Genomic DNA, 21027 nt, shown 5'->3' on the forward strand with positions numbered 1-21027 from the left:
CCACCCGAAGGTGCATGGCGCAGCGCGGCGCCGTGATGCATCCTCGATCGGAAGCGCTGCGCGAAGGAGAGCCCGATGGTCACCACCCAGGCCGACACCGCCCGCCCGCCTGCAGGCGGCCCGCCCAACCTCGTCGACGGCGAGATCCGCAACACCGAGCCCGCCACCGGCAGGGCGCTGCCGCCGCTGCGGATCCATTCGCCGGCGGAGGTGCGGGCGGTGGTGGAGCGGGCCCGCGCCGCGCAGAGGCGCTGGGCGGCGCTCACCTGGAAGGAGCGCGAGAAGAAGCTCCTCGCCTTCCGTTCCCTCCTCGTCGACCGCGCCGAGGAGGTGGTCGAGCTCCTGATGAAGGAGAGCGGCAAGCCCCGGCTCGAGGCCCTCACCCACGAGGTCTTCCCGATCTCCGACCTGACCCATTTCTTTGCCAGGCGGGCGAAGAAGATCCTGAAGGACGAGTCGATCGGCCTCCACCTCTTCGGCCCCTTGAAGCGCAGCCACCTGCGCTACGAGCCCCGGGGCGTGGTCGGGGTGATCAGCCCCTGGAACTTCCCCTTCTCGATCCCGATGGGCGACGTGGTGATGGCCCTCGCCGCCAGGAACGCGGTGGTGGTGAAGCCCTCGGAGTGGACCCCGCGGATCCTCCTCAAGGCGCAGGAGCTGGTCTGGGAGGCGGGGATCGATCCCGACCTCTTCGGCGTGGTCCTCGGCGGCGCGGAGACCGGGGCGGCGCTCCTCGACGCCGGCATCGACATGATGATCTTCACCGGCTCGGTGGCCACCGGCCGCAAGGTCGGCGCCGCCTGCGGCGAGCGGCTCATCCCCTTCGTCGCCGAGCTGGGCGGCAAGGATCCGGCGATCGTCCTGCCCGACGTGAAGATCGAGGACGTGGCCCGGCAGGTGGTCTGGGGTTCCTTCGCCAACTCCGGCCAGATCTGCGCCTCGGTCGAGCGCGTCCTCGTCCACGAGTCGATCTACGAGCCCTTCGTGGCGCGGGTGGTGGAGCTGACGAAGGCGCTTCGCCAGGGCGATCCCGCCGCGGCGGGCAGGGAGCACGTGGACCTCGGCGCGATGGTGGTCCCCGGCCAGCTCGAGACCGTGAAGCGCCATGTGGAGGAGGCGAAGGAGAAGGGGGCGAAGATCCTCACCGGCGGCAAGGCGCACGTGGAGGGTGGGGCGCGCTTCTTCGAGCCAACGGTGGTGGTCGACGTCACCCCGGAGATGCGGATCTGGCGGGAGGAGACCTTCGGCCCCTGCCTGCCCATCCGCAAATTCCGCGACGAGGAGGAGGCGATCGCCGAGGCCAACGACAGCCCCTTCGGCCTCTCCGCCTACGTCTTCTCGAAGAACGTCTCCCGGGCCGAGCGGATCGCGAACCGGATCCACGCGGGCACGGTGATGATCAACGACGTGCTCTACACCCACGCGCTTCCCGAGACGCCGTGGGGCGGGGTGAAGCAGTCGGGGATCGGCCGGGTCCACGGGCTGCAGGGGCTGAAAGATCTCTGCGAGATCCGCCACGTGAACCAGCCGCGGGTCTCGATGCTCCCGCTCTGGATGTATCCCTACCGGGAGAAGACCTTCGGCCTCTTCGCCACGGCGATGCGCAAGCTCTTCAAGGGGCCGTTCGGTTAAGGCGCCAGCGGCAGCCGCACGATGAAGGTCGAGCCCTGCCCCGGCGCGCTCTCCGCGGCGACGGTTCCGTGGTGGGCCTCGACGATGCGGCGGACGAGGTAGAGGCCGAGGCCCCAGCCGCCGAAATGGCGGCTCGAGACCGCTCGCTCGAAGCGGTCGAAGATCGAGGGGAGTCGCTCGGGATCGATGCCCGCGCCCCGGTCGTGGACCTCGAGGATCGCCATGCCGTCGCTGGCGCCGGTGTGGATCCGGATCCGCTTTCCCTCGCCGAATTTGACGGCGTTGTCGAGCAGGCTCGCCACCACCTCGGCAACGCGGCGCCTGTCCCAGCGGCCCCGGATCGGCACCGGTGCATCCAGCTCGAGGGTCGATCCGCTCCGCTCGATGCTCTCCCTCGCGCTCTCGACCACCTCCGCCACCACGGAGGCGAGTTCCACCGGCTCGAGGTGGAGCTCGAGGCTCCCCGAGCCGATCTGCGAGACGTCGAGGAGTTGATCCACCAGGTGGTTGAGGCGCTTGAGCCCGCGCGCGGTGGTGGCCAGCGTCCGCTGGAGCGACGCATCGCCACCACCCGCGCTCCGCCGCAGCTGGGAGCCGATGGCGACCGACATCGAAGTGATCGGCGTCTTCAGCTCGTGGGAGGCGACCGACAGGAAGTCCTCCCGCACCTGGATCGCCTCCCGCGACATCCGGTAGAGCCGGGCGTTGTCGATCGCCAGCGCTGCCCGCCGGGCGAGCTCCTCCGCCAGTCGGAGATCCGCCTCGGTGTAGATCCGCCGGGCCGCGCCTGCGGCGAAGGTCATGGCGCCGAGGACGCGGCCCCTCGCAACCAGGGGCAGCGCCATCGCGCTGCGCAGCCCGAGGGAGCGGAGCAGCTCCACGTGTTTCTCGTCGCGGGCCACCGCGGCGAGGGCATCCCCCTCCAGCACTTCGTAGAGCCGGGGCTCGCCGGAGCGCAGCACCTCCCCGGCAGGCTGCGGTGAATCGAGGGTGGGGGGAAAGCACCGCCGCAGCTCCTCGAGCAGTGGCTCCTTGCGTGGCTCCGCGTGGGCCGCGGCCACCCGGCGGATGGCGCCGTGCTCCCCCAGCAGATCGACGACGCACCAATCCGCCAGCGCCGGCACCGCCAGGTGCGCGAGGTGCTCCAGCGTCTCCTCGTACTCGAGGGAACCGGCGAGGAGTACGCTCGCGTCGGCGAGGAAGCGGAGCGAGGCCTCGGCGCGCCTGCGCTCTTCGATCTCCTCCTGCACGGTGCGGAAGAGCCGTGCGTTCTCGATCGCCACCGCGATCTCCGGGGCGAGGAGCTGCAGCGTCCGCACGCGATCCGTGGTGAAGGCATGGGTGGCGAGGGAGTTGCCGAAGCAGAAGGTGCCGAGCAGCTCCTCCTTCCGCCGGATTGGAAAGGCGAGGAGCGAGCCCGCGGGCCTGGCCTGCAACCAGGGATCGTCGACGCTCCCGCTGGTGTCGTCGAGCACCAGCGGCGTCCGCTGCCTGCGGACCCGCTCGATCGTCGCGCGCGGGATCTCCTTTGCCTCCGCGAGTGGCGTCTGCTGCAGGCGCACCGGCCGGTCGGCGCTCCCCTCCGCCCGCACCACCGGAGCGCCGTCCTCCTCGAGGACGAGCACGCCGCGCTCGGCGCCGACCGCGCGGATGCAGACCTCCACGAGCCGCGGCAACAGCCGCTCGATGCGGATTTCGCCGGAGATGGTCTCGATCGCCTCCAGCATGCTGCGGACGTCGAGGCTGCCGCTTCCCTGCTGGGGCCCGCCGGGGCGTCCCTCGCGAAGGAGCGCCGCGAGTCCCGGCTCCTCGTCGAGGGCGCGAACCTTCCCCGTGGCGCCCCACCTGCCGTAGAGCGACCGCGCCTCGGAGAGGTAGAGGCCGGCGACGCGCTCCAGCCCCAGCGCGAGGAAATGACGTCCCGCCAGCTCGTTCGCGAGGGCGGCGTCGTGGAGCAGGCCACCGCGCCGCGCCGACTCGATCGACCGGTCGAAGAGAACGCCTGCGTCGACGTCGCGGCCTTCGACCCGGGCGATCTCCGCATCGAGGAGAAGGCGGCGGTGCCGGAAGTTGTCTGGGCAGCTCTGCTCCCAGACGAGGAACCGATCGCGCGCCCAGCGCGCGAAGGGGAGGTCCACCGGGCCGTCCGGATCGGAGAGCGCGAGCCGGGCCGTGGAGAAGGTGTGCTCGGTGGAAAGGGGATAGCCCCGCTGCCCCGCGAGATCGGGGAGCGCCAACGCCAGCTGCCGCCTTGCGTCGGCGAAGTCGCGGAAGAGCAGCGCCGCCTGCCCCCGGAAGATGCGGTAGGGCACTTCCGCCATCGCACCGATCTCCAGCACCCTCTCCTCGAGCGCGGCGTCCTCCTCCTCGTCGGCGCCGAGGCGCCCCGGCGCGATCGTCCCGCCCTGGAGGCTCCGCACCAGCTGCCGCATCGTGGTGAGGTAGAGCGCCAGGGGCTGGCTGCCGACGCGCTTGCCGAAGCTGAGGCCCTCGTCGATGTCGGCGAGGACCCTGGCCAGTTCGGTTCCCGCCAACCAGCCGGTGATGGCGATGGCGCTGCGGGCATTGACCGCCTCGCCCAGCTCGCCGCACTCCACCCCGAGGCGGAAGGCCTCCCGGAGCGCCGCCACGGAGAGCGCGTAGGATTGCCTCCAGGCGATGACCATCGTCGCCTCGAAGATCCGCGCGGTCGCCTCCGCCGGCAGGAAACCCGAACGGTGCGCCAGATCGACGGCGGCTCTGCCGAAGCGTTCGGCCAGCTCGAACGCGTCGCTCGCGGCGAGGAGCCGCGGGTAGCTGGCGAGGCAGGGAATGGAGAAGGGCGAGAGCCCCTGCTCGAGGATGTGGGCCACCGAGAAGGCGCTCAGAAAGGTATTGAGCTCGTGGTCGGCGACGAAGGCCGGCGCCAGCATCCTCGAGACGAGCAGCTGGAAGGCGCGCTCTTCCGGTGGCGCGTCGAAGGGCCGCTCGAGGAGAAACTCCGGCGAGCGCCCGGCGAGGAGGGTCTCGATCCGCTCCTGCTGCGCCGCGGTGGAGGCGGCGCGGTCACCGGCTGCGGGAAGCTCGATCCCGAGGAGCGCGCGCAGCGCCTCTGCGCCGATCTCCAGCGCTTCCTGCAGCCTTCCCGCTTGCATCCGCGCGGCGATCCGCTGGGCCTCGAGCGCCGACGACGCCTCGATCCCCGCGGCAAAGCGGCGGCCCTCCCTTGCCAGACGCTCGCTCAGCTCCACCTGGCCGCCCAGGTAGGCGTCCTCTGCAGCATCCCGGTGGAGCTGGTAGCGGAGCGGCCGCGGTGCCTCGATGCCGTCCAGCAGCTCCAGGGCGATGGTGAAATAGCCGAGCGCCGAACCGTGCGCCGCGCTCGCCCGCGCCCTGGTGCCTGCCCGCTGGTTGAGGATCGCGCGCTCGAGCCGCGCCGCAGGCCCCTCCGAGCGCTCGGCGCCGAGGTTGAGCTGATCCACCGCGTGGAAGATCCGCTCCTCGCCGCAGCTTGCGAGGAGCGCCCTGCCGATCCGGCGGTGCAGCTCGCAGCGGCGCGCAGGCTGCAACGACTCGTAGGCAGCCTGCTGCACCCGGTCGTGGACGAAGCGGAGGCGTCCCGCGCCTGCATCGACGAGGTGGCCCTCACGGGCCAGCAGGCCCAGGTGTTCCTCCAGCGAAGTGGGGGAGAGGGCGAGCAGATCGCGCAGCAGCGAGGGGAGCAACTCCGGCCCCACGCAGGCGGAGACCTGCAGCACCTCCTGTGGCCCATTCGGAAGCGCGCCGATCCGGGCGGCGAGCAGATCGGCAACGTTGGTCGTGATCCCCACCCGTTCGATCCGTTCGAGTTCCCAGTTCCAGGTTCGGTTGCTGGAATCGTAGAGCAGCAGCCGCTGGCGTTGGAGCGAGCGGACCAGCTGCCGCAGGAAGAAGGGATTCCCCCGGGTCCTGGCGGAGATCAGGTCGGCGAGTGGAGCCACGCGCTCCGGCGCCGCCCGCAGCGCGTCTGCGAGGAAGGCGCGGACCGCCGCCTCGTCGAGCGGACGGAGCTCGCATCGAACCAGCTGCAGGCCGAGGGATTCCAGCTTCGCGACGACGCGATGGAGCGCATGCCCCGGCGGCGTCTCCGATGGGCGCACGCTGCCGACCAGCAGCAGGTCGTGGGCGTCCGGATCGCTCGCGAGTGCCTGGAAGCCGAGGAGCGAGGCCTCGTCGGCCCATTGGAGGTCGTCGAGGAAGAGGACCAGCGGCTCGTCTCTCCGGGAGAGCCAGCGAACCAGCGCCTGGAAGGCGAGGCGGATGCGCTGCTCGGCCTCCGCCGCACCGAGGTTGGCCTGCCCCGCGGGCAGTTCGCCGACCAGCGCCCGCAGCTCCGGCACCAGCTCGAGCGGCGTCCGGCCCGCGGCGGCGAGGGTTCGCCGGAGCTCCTCGGGCGGGCTACCCGCGGCGTCGCCGGAGGAGAGGAGGGTGCGAAGCGCCTGTGCCAGCGGCTGGTAGGGGACGTTGGAGGAACGCACCGCTGCCTTGCCGGCGCCGAAGCGCGCCCCGCGCCGCGCCACCAGCGCCGCGAGATCGTCGACGAGGGAGGTCTTGCCCACGCCGGGCTCCCCTTCGACCAGGACCACCCGGACCCCGCCAGCCGCCGCGTCCTCGAAGGCCCGCAACAGCGCCGCCCGTTCCGCCTCGCGCCCGTAGAGCGCATGCGGCAGGGGCAGCTCGTGGATCAGGTCGCCGTGTCCCAGCTCGAAGGCTTCGACGTCGCCCTGCGCTCGCCACTGCCGGAGGGCCAGCTCCAGATCCGCCGCGAGCCCCTCCGCGCTCTGGTAGCGCCGGTCGGGCGCCTTCTCGAGGAGCTTCTGGGCGATCGCGGCGACCGCTGGTGGAACCCGCGGCTCGGCGATGGAGGCGAGGACCGGGACCTGGGCGAGGTGGGCGTGGACCAGCTCGAGGGGGTCGGCGGAGGGGAAGGGCGGCGTGCCCACGAGCATCGCGTAGAGGATCGAGCCCAGGGCGTAGAGGTCCGAGCGTGCGTCGACGGAACGGCCCATGTGGCCGGTCTGCTCCGGGGCGATCCATGCGAGGCTCCGTCCGAGCGCCGCCGGTTCGAGGGGCGGCGCGGTGCCTGGCGGGGCCGCCTCCTCGAAGTGGAGGAGGGTCGCGCGGTGGTGCGGCCCGAGCGCGACGCGCGCCGGCGCCACCGCCCCGTGGACCAGCCCCCGCGCGTGGAGCCTTCCCAGCGTCTGCGCGAGCTGGAGCGCGATCCCCAGTGCCTCCTCCACCGGAAGGTGGCCCGCCTCGAGCCGCTCGCGGAGGGTGGCGGGGCCCGCATCCTCGAGGACGAGGGTCCTGCAGGCCGGGCTGCCCTCGGTGCCGAGGAGCCGGACCGCGCCGGGCCCCTCGACCAGGCGGAGCACCTCCGCCTCGTGGCGCAGCAGCTCGCACCCACGTTCCGAGAGCGCACGCTTCACCACCACCTGCACGCCAGCCCGCCGATCCTGGCGGATGACGAAACGGTCGCAGCGGTGGCGAACCGCAATCTCGTGGCGCGCTTCCATCTACGTAGAGGAATGGTGGGTACGGCTGCCCGCGCGGGCACGGGCGGAGGCGCGCCGGGTGCCTGGCTGGTTGGCGCGCCGCGTCGGCCCCAAAGCCTTGACGACCCCACATGCCCCGCGTTAGCTACCGCGCCAACATCCAGGCATCCGGGGAGGCATCTCTTGGCCGACGTGTACGACGTAGCGATCATTGGCTCGGGCCCCGGCGGTTACGCCGCCGCCATTCACGCTGGCCAGGCAGGCCTCAAGACGGTTCTCATCGAGAAGCAGAAGCGCCTCGGCGGCACCTGCACCCTCGTCGGCTGCATCCCCACCAAGGCGATGCTCCACTCCGCCGACCTCATCGAGGAGATCCGCCACGCCGCCGACAACGGCATCGTGGTCCAGGGCAACCCCTCGGTGAACATGGGCGCCGTCCTCGCCAAGAAGAACAAGGTCGTGGAGCAGAGCTCCAACGGCGTCTCCTTCCTGATGAAGAAGAACAAGGTCACCGTCGTGACCGGCTTCGGGAAGATCGCCGGCAAGGGCAAGGTCGAGGTCACCGCCGAGGGCGGCGCGAAGCAGACCATCGAGGCGAAGAACATCGTCATCGCCACCGGCTCGGTGGTCCGCGAGTTCCCCGGCCTCGAGTCCGACGGCAAGGTGGTCCTCAACTCCGACCAGATCCTCGACCTCGACCGTGTGCCGAAGTCGATGATCGTGGTGGGCGCAGGCGCCGTGGGTATGGAGTTCGCCTCGGTCCACGCCGCCTTCGGCGCGAAGATCACCATCGTCGAGCTGATGCCCCACCTCCTCCCCATCGAGGACGAGGACGTCTCCAAGGAGATGGAGCGCGCCTACAAGAAGCGCGGCATCGACTTCCGCCTCGAGGCGAAGGTCGAGAAGCTCGAGCGCCTGCCGAACGGCGTGAAGGCCACCGTGGCGAAGAAGGACGGCACCACCGAGGTCCTCGAGGCGGAGCTCCTCCTCTCGGCCATCGGCCGCAAGCCCGTCACCGAGGGGATCGGCCTCGAGAGCGTCGGCATCAAGACCGACGGCCGCGGCTTCATCCCGGTGAGCCCGATGATGGAGACCAACGTCCCGGGCATCTTCGCCATCGGCGACGCGGTCCCCACCGCCATGCTCGCCCACCTGGCCACCCAGGAGGCGCTCACCTGCATCGACTTCATCGCCGGCCGCAATCCCCCGGCGCTCAAGTACGAGCAGTGCCCCGGCGCCACCTACAGCTCCCCCGAGGTAGCCTCGGTGGGCCTCACCGAGAAGGCGGCGCGCGCCAAGGGCTACGACGTCAAGGTCGGCAAATTCCCCTTCAGCGCCAACGGCAAGGCCCGCATCCTCGGCCAGACCACCGGCTTCGTGAAGATCGTCTCGGATACGAAGTACGACGAGGTCCTGGGCGTTCACATCATCGGGCCCCGGGCGACCGACCTGATCGCCGAGGCCTGCGCGGCGCTGCGCCTCGAGGCCACCACCGAGGATCTCGCCCGCACGATCCACCCCCACCCGACGGTGGCGGAGATCATGGGCGAGGCGGCCCACGCCACGCTCGGCCACCCGCTCCACATCTGAGCGGCTGGCAACGCGGGGCCGGCACGAAGCCGGCCCCACTGGCGGAGGGGAAGGAGAGAGGCCCGTGTCGGAGACGAAGCTCGTCAGCCTGGGAACGCCGCAGCCGGTAGCGACCGCGGCGAAGCCGCGCGCCAAGAAGCCCGAGTGGCTGAAGGTGCGCCTGCCGTCCGGTCCGGTCTACGAGAAGGTGAAGAGCACCCTCCACGACCTCAAGCTCGCCACCGTCTGCGAGGAGTCGCGCTGCCCCAACATCGGCGAATGCTGGGGCGGGGGCACCGCCACCGTGATGGTGATGGGTGATACCTGCACCCGCGGCTGCCGCTTCTGCAACATCGACACCTCGAAGACGCCGCTGCCGCTCGACCCCGACGAGCCGCGCAACCTCGCGACCGCCATCGCCAAGCTGGGCCTGCACTACCTCGTGGTCACCTCGGTGGACCGCGACGACGTGGCGGACGGCGGCGCCTCCCACTTCGCCGCCTGCATCACCGAGCTGCTCACCCGGGCGCCGGAGACGCTGCTCGAGGTGCTCATCCCCGACTTCGACGGCAGGGACGAGTGCATCGATCTCATCGGCAAGGCGAACCCGGCGGTCATCGCCCACAACGTCGAGACGGTGGAGCGCCTCACCCCCACCGTGCGCGATCGCCGGGCGACCTACCGCCAGTCGCTGCACGTGCTCGACCACGTCAAGAAGACGTTCCCGCACATCCACACCAAGTCGTCGATCATGCTCGGCCTCGGCGAGACCGAGGACGAGCTCCTCCAGACCTTCCGCGATCTGCGCGAGGTGGGCGTCTCGGTGCTCACCCTCGGCCAGTACCTGCGGCCGTCGGACTGGCACCTCGAGGTGAAGGAGTTCGTCACCCCGGAGCGCTTCGCCGAGCTGCAGAAGAAGGCCGAGGCGATGGGCTTCCTCTACGTCGCCTCCGGGCCGCTGGTCCGCTCCTCCTACAAGGCCGCCGAGCTCTTCATGGCAGGCCTGCTGAAGCAGGAGCGGACGCAGAAGAAGGTCACCAGCTTCGGCGTCCCCGTCGAGAGCTGAAGTTCCGAACGAACGGAAAGCACCGATGCCCGTCCTCAACCTGATCCAGGCAGTCAACGACGCCCTCCGCACCGAGATGCGCCGCGACGATCGCGTGGTGGTCCTCGGCGAGGACGTCGGCAAGTTCGGCGGCGTGTTCCGCGCCACCGCCGGCCTCTACGAGGAGTTCGGCGAGAACCGCGTCATCGACACGCCGCTCGCCGAGGGCGGGATCATCGGCGCCGCCATCGGCATGGCGATGTACGGCATGCGGCCGGTGCCGGAGATCCAGTTCGCGGACTTCATCTTCCCCGGCTACGACCAGATCGTGAACGAGCTGGCCAAGCTGCGCTACCGCTCCGGCGGCCAGTACACCGCGCCGATGGTGATCCGCACCCCCTACGGCGGCGGCATCAAGGGCGGCCTCTACCACTCGCAGTCGCCGGAATCGCTCTTCATCCACCACGCCGGCCTCAAGGTGGTGGTGCCTTCCAATCCCTACGACGCCAAGGGGCTGCTCCTCTCCGCGCTGCGGCAGGAGGATCCGGTCCTCTTCCTCGAGCCCAAGCGCGTCTACCGTGCCGCCAAGGGCGAGGTGCCGGAGGAGGACTACACCGTGCCGCTGGAGAAGGCGGCGCTGGTGCGCGAGGGCAGCCACTGCACCGTGATCGCCTGGGGCGCCGAGCTCCACGAGGCGACCATCGCGGTGGACGAGGCGAAGAAGAGCGGCATCGAGTGCGACCTGCTCGATCTGCGCACCCTGTGGCCGCTGGACATCGAGGCGGTGATCACCTCGGTGAAGAAGACCGGCCGCGTGGTCGTCGCCCACGAGGCGGCGCGCACCTGCGGCTTCGGCGCCGAGATCAGCTCGCTGATCCAGGAGCGCGCCTTCGTGTGGCTGGAGGCGCCGGTCAAGCGCGTCACCGGCTGGGACACGCCCTTCCCCTACACCCTCGACGACGCCTACCTGCCCCGCGCGCCCCGGATCCTCCAGGGGATCCGCGAGGTGGTGGACTTCGTCGCCTGATACCATTCGCCGCGCCTTTCGCAGCGCGGCCACCGGAAAGCACCGGGAGAACCAACGATGGCAAAATTCGAGTTCAAGCTCCCCGACATCGGCGAGGGCGTGGTCGAGGGTGAGATCGTCAAGTGGCTGGTCAAGGCCGGCGACGTGATCACCGAGGACCAGGCGCTGGTCGAGGTGATGACCGACAAGGCCACCGTCACCATCCCCAGCCCCAAGGCCGGCCAGGTCCTCCAGACCTTCGGCAACGAGGGGGACATCGCCAAGGTCCACGAGTCGCTGGTGGTGATCGAGACCGAGGGCGGCGCCGCCGAGGCTCCCGCCGCTGCCGAGGCGCCGAAGGCCGAGGCCCCCGCCGCCGCCCCCGCGATGGCTGCCGCCGCCACCGTCTCCACCGAGAACGGCAAGCGCGTGCTCGCCACCCCGGTGACCCGCCGCATCGCCCGCGAGCACGGCGTCGATCTCGCCACCGTCGCCGGCACCGGCCCCCAGGGCCGCGTCACCAAGGCCGACGTGATGGGCTTCGTCCAGGGCGGCGCGCAGAACGTCGCGGTGCAGCAGGCCAAGGCCCCGGTGGCTCCGCCCGCCGCCCCCGCGATCCAGAGCGGCGCCGGCGACGAGCGGATCCCGGTGCGCGGCCTGCGGCGCAAGATCGCCGAGAACCTGGTGCGCTCCAAGCAGACCGCGCCCCACTACCACTTCGTCGAGGAGCTCGACGTCTCCGAGCTGGTCGCCTTCCGCGAGCGGATGAACGCCAAGCTGGCCCCAAAGAACGGCGAGAAGGGCGGCGAGAAGCTCTCCTTCCTCCCCTTCCTCGTGAAGGCCGTGATCGCCGCGCTCAAGAAGAACAAGCGCGTCAACGCGGTGATGGACGAGCAGGCGAACGAGCTGGTGCTCCGCGGCGAGTACAACATCGGGATCGCGGTGGCCACGGACAACGGCCTCGTGGTGCCGGTGCTCCGCCACGCGGACCGCCTCTCGATGCGCGAGATCGCCCGCGAGATCGTGCGCCTCTCCGACGCGGCCCGGGCCGGCAAGCTCGCGCAGGCCGACATCGGCGGCGGCACCTTCACCATCACCTCCCTCGGCCAGACCGGCGGCCTCTTCGCCACCCCGATCATCAACCACCCCGAGGTGGCGATCATGGGCGTGCACCGGATGCGCAAGCGCCCGGTGGTCAATGACGAGGGTGAGATCGTGGTGCGCGACATGATGTACCTGTCGTGGGCCTTCGACCACCGCAACGTCGACGGCGCCGAGGGCGCGAAGTTCGCCTACGACGTCATCGAGCTGGTCACCGATCCCGAGAAGCTCATCGCGGAGATGGCGTAAATGGTCACGCGCGCGGCAGAGGCGAAGAAGGCGGTGGAGACGAGCCACAAGCTCGATGGCGCCGAAGCATTGCGCCTCTACCGCGCCATGGTGCGCATCCGCACCGTGGACGAGCGGATGATGACCCTGCAGCGGCAGGGGCGCATCGGCTTCTACGGTGCGTGCACCGGCCAGGAGGCGGCGTTCCTCGCGGTCGCCATCGCCCTCGAGCCCACCGACTGGATCTTCCCGGCGCTTCGCGAGTCGGCGGCGATGCTGCTCCGCGGCTTCCCGCTGGTTCCCTACCTGGCGCAGGTCTTCGGCAACTCGCTCGATGAGACCAAGGGCCGGCAGATGCCCTCGCACCCCGCGAGCCGCTCGGTGAACCAGGTGAGCTGGGGCAGCTGCATCGGCACCCAGCTGCCGCAGGCGGTGGGCGCGGCGATGGCCGCCAAGCTCCGTGGCGACAAGGCGGTGATGCTCGCCGCCATGGGCGACGGCGCCACCTCGTCTGCCGACTTCCACACCGCGATGAACTTCGCCGGCGTGTGGAAGGTGCCGGTGGTCTTCCTCTGCCAGAACAACCACTGGGCGATCTCGGTGAGCTCGAAGGGGCAGACCGCCTCGGAGAGCTACGCGATCAAGGCGATGGCCTACGGCATGCCGGGGATCAAGGTCGACGGCAACGATCCGAAGGCGGTCTACGCAGCGGCGAAGGAGGCGATCGAGCGCGCGAGGAGCGGCGGCGGCCCGACGCTGATCGAGTGCGAGACCTACCGGATGGGCGCGCACTCCTCGAGCGACGATCCGACCCGCTACCGCGATCAGGCCGAGGTCGACGCCTGGGCGAAGCGCGATCCGATCGAGCGCTTCCACGGCGAGCTCGTCGCCGAGGGCTTGTGGGACGAGGCGAAGGAGAAGGCGCTCCGCGAGGAGCTGCTCGCCGAGGTGAACCAGGCGATCGCCACCGCCGAGGCCGCTGCCGATCCCGCGGTGGAGACGCTCTTCGACGACGTCTACGCGAACCAGCCGTGGAATCTCGTGGAGCAGAAGAACGAATGCCTCGCCTCGCTCGCTGCGGAGAAGGCTTGAGCGAGCCGCGCGGTTGATGTTCCGGGGGGCGGCGCCGCGACGCGGTGCCGCTCTTCGTCTTTGGTGGGTCTGGAGGCGGCGATGGATCGGAAGCTGGTGGTGCGCCATCTCGGGCGCGTCGAGTACGAAGACGGCCTGCAGCTGATGCAGAAGCTGGCGAAGGCCCGCGACGAGGGCCGCGCTCCCGACACGCTCCTGCTCCTCGAGCATCCCCCGGTGATCACCAAGGGGCGCGGGGCCAAGCCCCACAACGTGCTCCTCACCGACGAGGAGCTCAAAGCCCGCGGCGTCGATCTCCACGAGACCGACCGGGGCGGCGACGTCACCTACCACGGCCCCGGGCAGCTGGTCGGCTACCCCATCCTCGATCTCAAGCCGGACCGGCAGGACGTGCGCCGCTACGTCCGCGACATCGAGGAGACGATCATCCGCACCCTCGCGCACTACGGCGTGGAGGCGGGGCGGATCCCGAAGTGGACCGGGGTGTGGGTCGGCGAGGAGAGCGACCCGGCGGCGGCGAAGGTCGCGGCGATCGGCGTGCACATCAAGCGCTGGATCACCACCCACGGCTTCGCCCTCAACGTGATCCCCGACCTCACCCACTTCGACATGATCGTCCCCTGCGGGATCACCGAGCGCGGCGTCACCTCGCTCTCCCGGCTGCAGGGCAGGCTCGTCGACCCCGACGAGGTGGCGAAGGTGGCAGCGGCCCGGATGGCCGAGGTCCTCGGCTGGCCGCTGGAGGAGCGGGGCTTCGATCTCGAGACGATCGCGGTGGCGCTGCTCCGGCCCGCAGCGGGGGAGCCCGAGGTGCTGGTGCTCCGCCGCACCGAGGCCCGCGGCGGCTTCGAGCAGATCGTCACCGGGCGGATCGAGGCGGGCGAGACGCCTGCCGAGGCTGCAGCCCGGGAGCTGACCGAGGAGACGGGGCGCAACGCTCCGCTCCACGACCTGCGCTACGTCCACGCCTTCGGCTTCGGCGACGAGCCCCTCTTCATCCGCGAGCACGCCTTCGGCGCGGTGGTGCCGCCGGGCACCGAGGTCCGCCTCGACCCGGGCGAGCACGCTGCCGCCGAATGGTTGCCGCTCTCCGCGGCCCTGGCCCGGCTGCCCTTCGCCGGCCTGCGCAAGGCGGTGGAGCGGACCGCGGCGCTTCCCGTGCTGCGGCGCTGATCCGGCGGGGGAATGCCCGCCCGGCAGGGGGCGGGGCGGGGTAGCGGGTTTGACACCCGGCAGGGCGGCCCTTAGTTCTGATCGAAGGGCCTCCACGGTCCGACCGGAGATTGCTTCTTGGCTGATTCGAGCTCCACGCAGGCCACCGGCGCCACGCTGAGCACGGGCGATCTCGCCCGGCGCACCGGGACCACCTTGCGCACCGTCCGCTTCTACGAGGAGGCGGGGATGCTCAAGCCGTCCGCAGTGGGCAAGGGCGGCAGGCGCCTCTACACCGAGCGCGATCTCGAGAAGCTGGCCCTGATCACCGATCTGCGCGAGCTCGACCTCTCGCTGGAGGAGATCAAGGGGCTGCTCCGGATGCGCGAGGGCTGCCACGACGCCCCGCAGCTCGTCGAGCGTTTCGGCAGCGCCCTCTCCGTGCAGCTCGAGCGGACGCAGCGCAGGCTGGCTGCCCTGCAGCGGCTCGGGGCGGAGTTCGCCGCGGCGCTCCAGGTGCTCGGCGGTTGCCGCGCCTGCGCCACGCCGCTCGAGGTCCACGCCTGCTCTCGCTGCGACGTGATGGCCCGGGAGGAGACGCCCCGGATCATCAAGGTCGTGGTCGGCGACAGCCAGGGCGAAGGCGGCGAGCGCTCGTAGTCCCGACCACGCATGCGACACGCCCGAACGGTGCGCAGCTTTGCCCTGGGCACCGGCTGTTGCCGGTGCGGACTGCTGCCAGGAGGGATCGCATGCAGGTTGAGCAGGGAGGCCTCGCCTATACGGTGTTCCACCCCGACGAGTTTCGTCGGCGCCTCGCGCACAACGAACGCTTCTCGATCGTGGATGCCCGGTCGGACGGCACCTACCGGAACAGCGGGCAGACGGTCGCCGGCGCGATCCGGATTGCGCCCGAGGACCTGAACCGGCGGAAGAACGAGATCCCGAAGGGGCAGACGCTGGTGCTGGTGGCGGACGTCGACGTCGCCGAGTCGATGGCGCTCGCGCTCCTCGCGGACGGCTACACCGACGTCTACCTGATCGAGGGCGGCTTCGACGCCTACGCCCGCGCCGGCGGGAAGACCGAGCCCGCGCGGGTTTAGCGCCGACCGTGTCAGGAGCGTGCTGGGGCCCCGCCGAGAAGGCGCACCAGCACCGGGTGTCCCGCCTCGAGAGAGGCGGGGCCCACCGGCAGCGTGGCGAGCGCCCGCTGCCCGACCAGGGAGCGCGTGAGGCCGCTCGATTGGTGGGGCGAAGCGACGAATCGCCCGCCCTGCAGGTTGCCTCTCACCCACAGTGCAAGGTCTGCGGATTTGCGGGCGGGCGCAGCCAGGGGCAGCTCCACCTCCGGCCTGCCGTGGCCCTGCAACCCCGCGAGGCGGCGCAGGCCGGGGCGTACGAAGATCTCGAAGGTCACCGAGGCGGAGGCCGGTTTTCCGGGCAGGAGGAAGACCGGCTTGCCGCCCGGGAGCCGGTAGAAGCCGAAGGGCTTTCCCGGTTTGATCGCCACCCGCCAGAAGCGTTCCTCCGCGCCGATCCCCCGCAAGGCGTCCTTGAGCAGATCGCGCTCGCCCACCGACGCGCCGCCGCAGGTGACGACTGCGTCGCAGGAGATGGCCGCAGCGGCGAGGAGCCGCTCCGCTTCGCCTGCGCGGTCGCGGGCGATGCCGAGGATCACCGGCAGGGCCCCCGCTTCGATCGCGGCGGCTGCGAGGGCGAAGGCGTTGCTCTCGCGGATCCCGCCCTCGCGCATCGGCTCGTCCGGCGCGAGGAGCTCGTCGCCGCTGGCGAGGATGCCGACGCGGGGGCGCAGGTGCACGGCGACGTGGCTGCGGCCGAGGGCCGCGAGCCTGCCGATCTCCGGCGGGAGCAGCTCGTGGCCCGGGGCGAGGGCCACCGTGCCTGCGGCGCCGTCCTCGCCTGCGGGGCGGACGAAGTCGCCGCGCCTCGGCTCCACGTGCAGCGTGACCCGATCGCCTTCGCGGGTGGTCTCCTCCTGCTTGACGATCGCGTCCGCGCCGGGGGGCAGCGGGGCGCCGGTGAAGATCCGCACCGCGGTGCCGGGGGCGATCGGCGCGCCGGGCGCCGAGCCGGCCCAGCGTTCGCCGGCGACGGGGAGGGTGGAGGGAGCGGGGCCTGCGTCGGCGGCGCGCAGGGCGTAGCCGTCCATGGCGCTGTTGTCCCAGGCCGGAAGATCGCAGGGGAGGGTGACGGTTTCGCCCAATGCCCTGCCGATCGCGTCGAGAAGCGCGACCCGCTCGGTGCCGAGCGGCTGCAGTTCCTCTCCGATCCTTTCGACCGCCTCTTCCCAGGAAATCATCGGCGTCTCCTTCCGCAGCGGCGGAGGATAGGGCGCCACGGCGGCCGGCGCGACCCGAGGTTTCCGCTTCCGCCGCAGCACACCGCCTCACGACGCACTTCCCGTGGGGCGGGAGATGTGCACATCAAGGGAGCGCACGGTCGAACGCAGGCGTGTCTACCCTGTGCCGCGTCGACCCCAAGGAGTGGGCTGCATGCCGAAAGACGAGAAGAAGACCACGCGCCGGACCGCAACGAAGGGCGACGCCACCAAGGGCGGGAAGAAGCCTGTGCGGACGACGGCGCGGGGGGCGGCGAAGGCCGCGAGCGCCGGTGCGGACGCTGCCGCAAAGAAGCAGCCGCCGCGCACGGCGAGCGGTGCTGCGAAGCCCGCCGCGGAGAAGAAGGCGCCGGCGCGCAAGGCCGCTGCTGCGAAGCCCGCCGCGGAGAAGAAGGCGCCGGCGCGCAAGGCCGCTGCTGCGAAGCCCGCCGCGGAGAAGAAGCCGCCGGCGCGCAAGGCCGCTGCTGCGAAGCCCGCCGCCGAGAAGAAGGCGCCGGCCCGCAAGGCCGAGGCTGCGAAGCCCGCCGCCGAGAAGAAGGCGCCGGCGCGCAAGGCCGCTGCTGCGAAGCCCGCCGCGGAGAAGAAGGCGCCGGCGCGCAAGGCCGAGGCTGCGAAGGCCGCCGCCGAGAAGAAGGCGCCGGCGCGCAAGGCCGAGGCTGCGAAGGCCGCCGCCGAGAAGAAGGCGCCGGCGCGCAAGGCCGAGGCTGCGAAGCCCGCCGCCGAGAAGAAGGCGCCGGCGCGCAAGGCCGAGGCTGCGAAGCCCGCCGCCGAGAAGAAGGCGCCGGCCCGCAAGGCCGCTGCTGCGAAGCCCGCCGCGGAGAAGAAGGCGCCGGCGCGCAAGGCCGAGGCTGCGAAGGCCGCCGCGGAGAAGAAGGCGCCGGCCCGCAAGGCCGAGGCTGCGAAGCCCGCCGCGGAGAAGAAGGCGCCGGCCCGCAAGGCCGAGGCTGCGAAGCCCGCCCCGGAGAAGAAGGCACCGTCGCGCAAGGCCGCGGCAGCAAAGCCCGCCGCGGAGAAGGCGCCGGCCCGCAAGGCCGAGGCCGCAAAGCCCGCCGCCGAGAAGAAGGCGCCGGCCCGCAAGGCCGCAGCAGCGAAGCCCGCCCCCGCGGCGCCCCCGGCGGCGATCGAAGCGGCGCCGGCCCCGGAGGCTGCAGCGCCCCCGGCCGCACGTGCGAAGACCCGCGCGGACCGGCGGACCCGCCGTGCCGGCGAGACCGAAGCCGCCAGGGAGGAGCGCCGCGCCGCCGGCCGCCGCAAGGTGGAGGCGGAGCAGCAGGCCGCAGCCGAGCGCAAGGCCGAGCGCCGACGCAAGGTCGAGGCGGAGCAGGAGGCCGCAGCCGAGCGCAAGGCCGAGCGCCGCCGCAAGGCGGAGGCGGAGCAGCAGGCCAGCGCCGAGCGCAAGACCGCCCGCCGCCGCGCCGGCGCCGAGCAGGAGGTGGTGCCGGAGCGCAAGGCCGCCCGCCGCCGCGGCAAACCCGCGGCCGTCGCACCCGTCGCCGCCCCGGGGCCCGCACCCGAACCTTCCCCCGCCGCCGAGCTGCCGCACCGCCCGCCCACGCCGATCGTCGAGGGACCGGTGGAGGGCAAGGGCCGCCACATGGTCGCCGACCCGCTCGCGGTGGCGGAGCTCCTCGGCGACGCCGCCGACACCGCAGCGCCCCTGAGCGAGGTGCTCCCGCCGGTGGAGCCCGACGAGGCCTGGCGGCTCGAGCACGAGCGCCGCCTCGCCGAGAAGGAGCAGCGCCGCGTCGAGCGGCAGCAGCGGCAGGCAGCGGAGCGCGCCGCCCGCAAGGCGGCCCGCGAGGCGGCGATGCCCGCCCCGCCGGAGCGGGTCAGCGACCGCGGCGCCGAGGTGATCGGCACCATCACCGTCCGCCCCGAGGGCTACGGCTTCCTCAAGCGCCAGGAGGGCCCCCCCGGCGACGACATCTTCCTGCCGCCCGACGAGCTCCGCGGCGTCATGGACGGCGACCGCCTCCGGGTGCGCATCGTCCGCGGCAAATTCGGCCGCGATGCAGGCCAGCTCCTCGACGTGCTCGAGCGCAGGCGCCGCCACCTCGTCGGCACGTTCTACCGCCGCGGCCGCACCACCTATGTGACCCCCGCCGATCCCACGCTGCCGCGCTTCGTCTCGGTGCGCGCCGCCCCCGATCTCGCCGAGGGACAGGTGGTGAAGGTCGGCATCACCCAATACCCGGAGCAGGAGGGGTTCGGCCTCCTCGGCGACGTGGAGAAGGTGATCGGCAGGCCCGGCGATCCGATCGTCGAGGTCCTCGAGGTCGCCTACTCCCACGGCTTCGCCGAGGACTTCCCCGCCGACGTGCGCGACGAGTCCGAGCTCATCCCCGAACACGTCACCGAGGAGGATCGGGTCGGCAGGCGCGACCTCTCCGGCCTGCGCCTCGTCACCATCGACGGCGAGGATGCCCGCGACTTCGACGACGCGGTCTACGTCGAGCGCCGCGCCGGCGGCTTCCGGCTGGTGGTGGCGATCGCCGACGTGGCCCACTACGTCCGCGAGGGAAGCAGGCTCGACGAGGAGGCGCTCAACCGCGCCACCTCGGTCTACTTCCCCAACCACGTGCTGCCCATGCTCCCGGAGCGGCTCTCCAACGGGATCTGCTCGCTCAACCCGCGGGTCGACCGCCTCTGCATGGTCGCCGACATCACCTTCGACTCCTCGGGCCGGCCCCTCGAGGCCGAGGTCTACGAGGGCGTGATGTGGTCCCACGCCCGCTGCACCTACGAACAGGTGGCGCGGATCCTCCAGGGCGAGATCGTGCCCGATCTCGCCAACGTCCACGACGATCTGCTCCTCGCCGGCGAGCTCGCCCGCAAGCTGCGGGAGCGCCGCATCGAGCGCGGCTCCCTCGACTTCGATCTGCCCGAGGCGAAGCCGATCCTCGACGGGGAGATGAACGTCGTGGAGATCGCGCGGCGCGATCGGAACGACGCCCACCGCCTCGTCGAGGAGTTCATGCTCGCCGCGAACGAAGCGGTGGCGCGCTACTTCGGCCACCGGGGCCTGCCCACCGTCTACCGCGTCCACGGCGAGCCGGACCCGACGAAGCTGGAGAATTTCGTCAACCTGGCGCAGGCGGTCGGCTACGACTTCAGCCTCGAGGCCGGGATCACCCCGGTGCGTCTCGGCGAGTGGCTCCGGCGGATCGAGGGATCCCCGCAGCAGAAGGCGCTCAACACGCTGCTGCTCCGCTCGATGATGCAGGCGGTCTACACCCCCGAGAACATCGGCCACTTCGGCCTCGGCGCGGAGCACTACCTCCACTTCACCTCGCCGATCCGCCGCTACCCCGATCTCATCGTCCACCGCCTGCTCAAGGAACATTGGGCCCGGGCCGGCAAGGTGCCGCACGGCGACGAACTCGACGCGATGGAGGCGCGCCTCGACGAGCTCGCGGCGCAGTCCTCGACCCGCGAGCGCGCGGCGATGGAGGCCGAGCGCGAGATCGACGCCTTCTTCAAATGCCTCTTCGTGCAGGACAAGGTCGGGGAGATCTTCGACGCGACGATCGTCTCGATCACCGACTTCGGCTTCTTCGCCGAGCTCGCGGATTTCCCCGTCGACGGGCTGGTGCGCGCGGAGGAGCTGGGCACGCAGTGGGAGCTCGACCACCGCCAGCACCGCCTCGTCTTTGGCAGCGGCTTCTCCTTCGGCGTGGGGGAGAAGGTGCAGGTCGAGATCGCGGGCGTCGATCTGGTGAAGCGCCAGATCGGCTTCGTGCTCGTGACCGATCAGAACGGCGAGGAGGTGCTGCAGATCCGTCCGCGCGCCTCGGGCAGGCCCCAGCGTGCAGGCGGCGCGCCCCGCGAGGAACGCGGTGCGCGGGATCAGCGCCGCGCCGGCGGCGCGCCGGCGGAGCGCGAGCGTGGCCCCGGCAGGCCCGGCGGCGGGCGCCGCGAGGATCGCGGCCCCGGCCGGTTCGGCGGCGGGCGCCGGGACGATCGCGGCCCCGGCCGCGGCCGTGCGCCGGACGGCGGCGGCTTCCGTGGCGGGCCTCCGCCCGCAGCTGCGCCCGGTGGCGAGGAGGCGGGGGAGACCCGCTCCCTCACCGAGGCGATCGACCGGCTCCGGGAGCGGCGCAAGGGCCAGCACGGGCGCGGCCCGGCGCCGGCGCAGCCACCACCGGAGCGGCGGGGCAGCCGCTTCGCCGCAGGGGATAGGCAGGCTGCCTGGGGCCCCCGCACCGGCGGCCCGCCAACGCCAGGCGGGGAGTCGCCCGAGGGCGGCAAGCGCAAGGGCAAGGGGCGCAAGCAGCGTCCCGGCCGCAAGGAGCGGCAGGCCCGCAGGCGGCGCTGACGGTTGAACGCGAGA

At 71.8% G+C, this 21027-nt stretch carries 12 protein-coding genes; 10 read left to right on the forward strand and 2 right to left on the reverse strand.

Annotated elements, in window-relative coordinates:
• Positions 1-75: 75 nt before the first annotated feature.
• Positions 76-1632 (forward strand): aldehyde dehydrogenase family protein, encoded by a 1557-nt coding sequence (locus ACESMR_RS03765; RefSeq protein ID WP_373045155.1) that lies wholly within the window; start codon positions 76-78, stop codon positions 1630-1632.
• Here ACESMR_RS03765 and ACESMR_RS03770 read toward each other — a convergent pair.
• Complete coding sequence (locus ACESMR_RS03770; RefSeq protein WP_373045157.1) at positions 1629-7166, reverse strand: AAA family ATPase; 5538 nt, start codon at positions 7164-7166, stop codon at positions 1629-1631. The two genes, ACESMR_RS03765 and ACESMR_RS03770, sit on opposite strands and share 4 nt — an antisense overlap.
• 171 nt (positions 7167-7337) lie before the next feature.
• Here ACESMR_RS03770 and lpdA point away from each other — a divergent pair, with 171 nt between their 5' ends.
• The 8 genes from lpdA to ACESMR_RS03810 all read left to right on the forward strand — a co-directional run bounded on the left by lpdA (position 7338) and on the right by ACESMR_RS03810 (position 15441).
• Positions 7338-8735, forward strand: a complete 1398-nt coding sequence (gene lpdA / locus ACESMR_RS03775) for a dihydrolipoyl dehydrogenase (RefSeq protein WP_373045226.1) — start codon at positions 7338-7340, stop codon at positions 8733-8735.
• 88 nt (positions 8736-8823) lie between these two features.
• Complete coding sequence (gene lipA, locus ACESMR_RS03780; protein ID WP_373045228.1) at positions 8824-9780, forward strand: lipoyl synthase; 957 nt, start codon at positions 8824-8826, stop codon at positions 9778-9780.
• Between the two features lie 25 nt (positions 9781-9805).
• The gene (locus tag ACESMR_RS03785) at positions 9806-10786 is read left to right on the forward strand and encodes an alpha-ketoacid dehydrogenase subunit beta (RefSeq protein WP_373045158.1); all 981 of its coding nucleotides are present in this window, start codon (positions 9806-9808) and stop codon (positions 10784-10786) included.
• 57 nt (positions 10787-10843) lie between these two features.
• Complete coding sequence (locus ACESMR_RS03790) at positions 10844-12115, forward strand: dihydrolipoamide acetyltransferase family protein (RefSeq protein ID WP_373045160.1); 1272 nt, start codon at positions 10844-10846, stop codon at positions 12113-12115.
• The gene (locus ACESMR_RS03795) at positions 12116-13186 is read left to right on the forward strand and encodes a thiamine pyrophosphate-dependent dehydrogenase E1 component subunit alpha (protein WP_373045161.1); all 1071 of its coding nucleotides are present in this window, start codon (positions 12116-12118) and stop codon (positions 13184-13186) included.
• Positions 13187-13267: 81 nt separating this feature from the next.
• Positions 13268-14359, forward strand: a complete 1092-nt coding sequence (gene lipB / locus ACESMR_RS03800; RefSeq protein WP_373045162.1) for a lipoyl(octanoyl) transferase LipB — start codon at positions 13268-13270, stop codon at positions 14357-14359.
• 117 nt (positions 14360-14476) lie between these two features.
• The gene (locus tag ACESMR_RS03805) at positions 14477-14998 is read left to right on the forward strand and encodes a MerR family transcriptional regulator (protein ID WP_373045164.1); all 522 of its coding nucleotides are present in this window, start codon (positions 14477-14479) and stop codon (positions 14996-14998) included.
• 92 nt (positions 14999-15090) lie between these two features.
• The gene (locus ACESMR_RS03810; RefSeq protein WP_373045165.1) at positions 15091-15441 is read left to right on the forward strand and encodes a rhodanese-like domain-containing protein; all 351 of its coding nucleotides are present in this window, start codon (positions 15091-15093) and stop codon (positions 15439-15441) included.
• An 11-nt stretch (positions 15442-15452) separates the two neighbouring features.
• Here the strand turns inward: ACESMR_RS03810 and glp are convergent, their stop codons facing one another.
• Positions 15453-16658, reverse strand: a complete 1206-nt coding sequence (glp, locus tag ACESMR_RS03815) for a gephyrin-like molybdotransferase Glp (protein ID WP_373045167.1) — start codon at positions 16656-16658, stop codon at positions 15453-15455.
• A 193-nt stretch (positions 16659-16851) separates the two neighbouring features.
• Here glp and rnr point away from each other — a divergent pair, with 193 nt between their 5' ends.
• On the forward strand, positions 16852-21012 hold the full coding sequence (gene rnr / locus ACESMR_RS03820) for a ribonuclease R (protein ID WP_373045168.1): 4161 nt from the start codon (positions 16852-16854) through the stop codon (positions 21010-21012).
• The last annotated feature ends 15 nt before the right edge of the window (positions 21013-21027 follow it).

It is taken from the genome of Vulgatibacter sp., assembly GCF_041687135.1.
Taxonomy (GTDB): domain Bacteria; phylum Myxococcota; class Myxococcia; order Myxococcales; family Vulgatibacteraceae; genus JAWLCN01.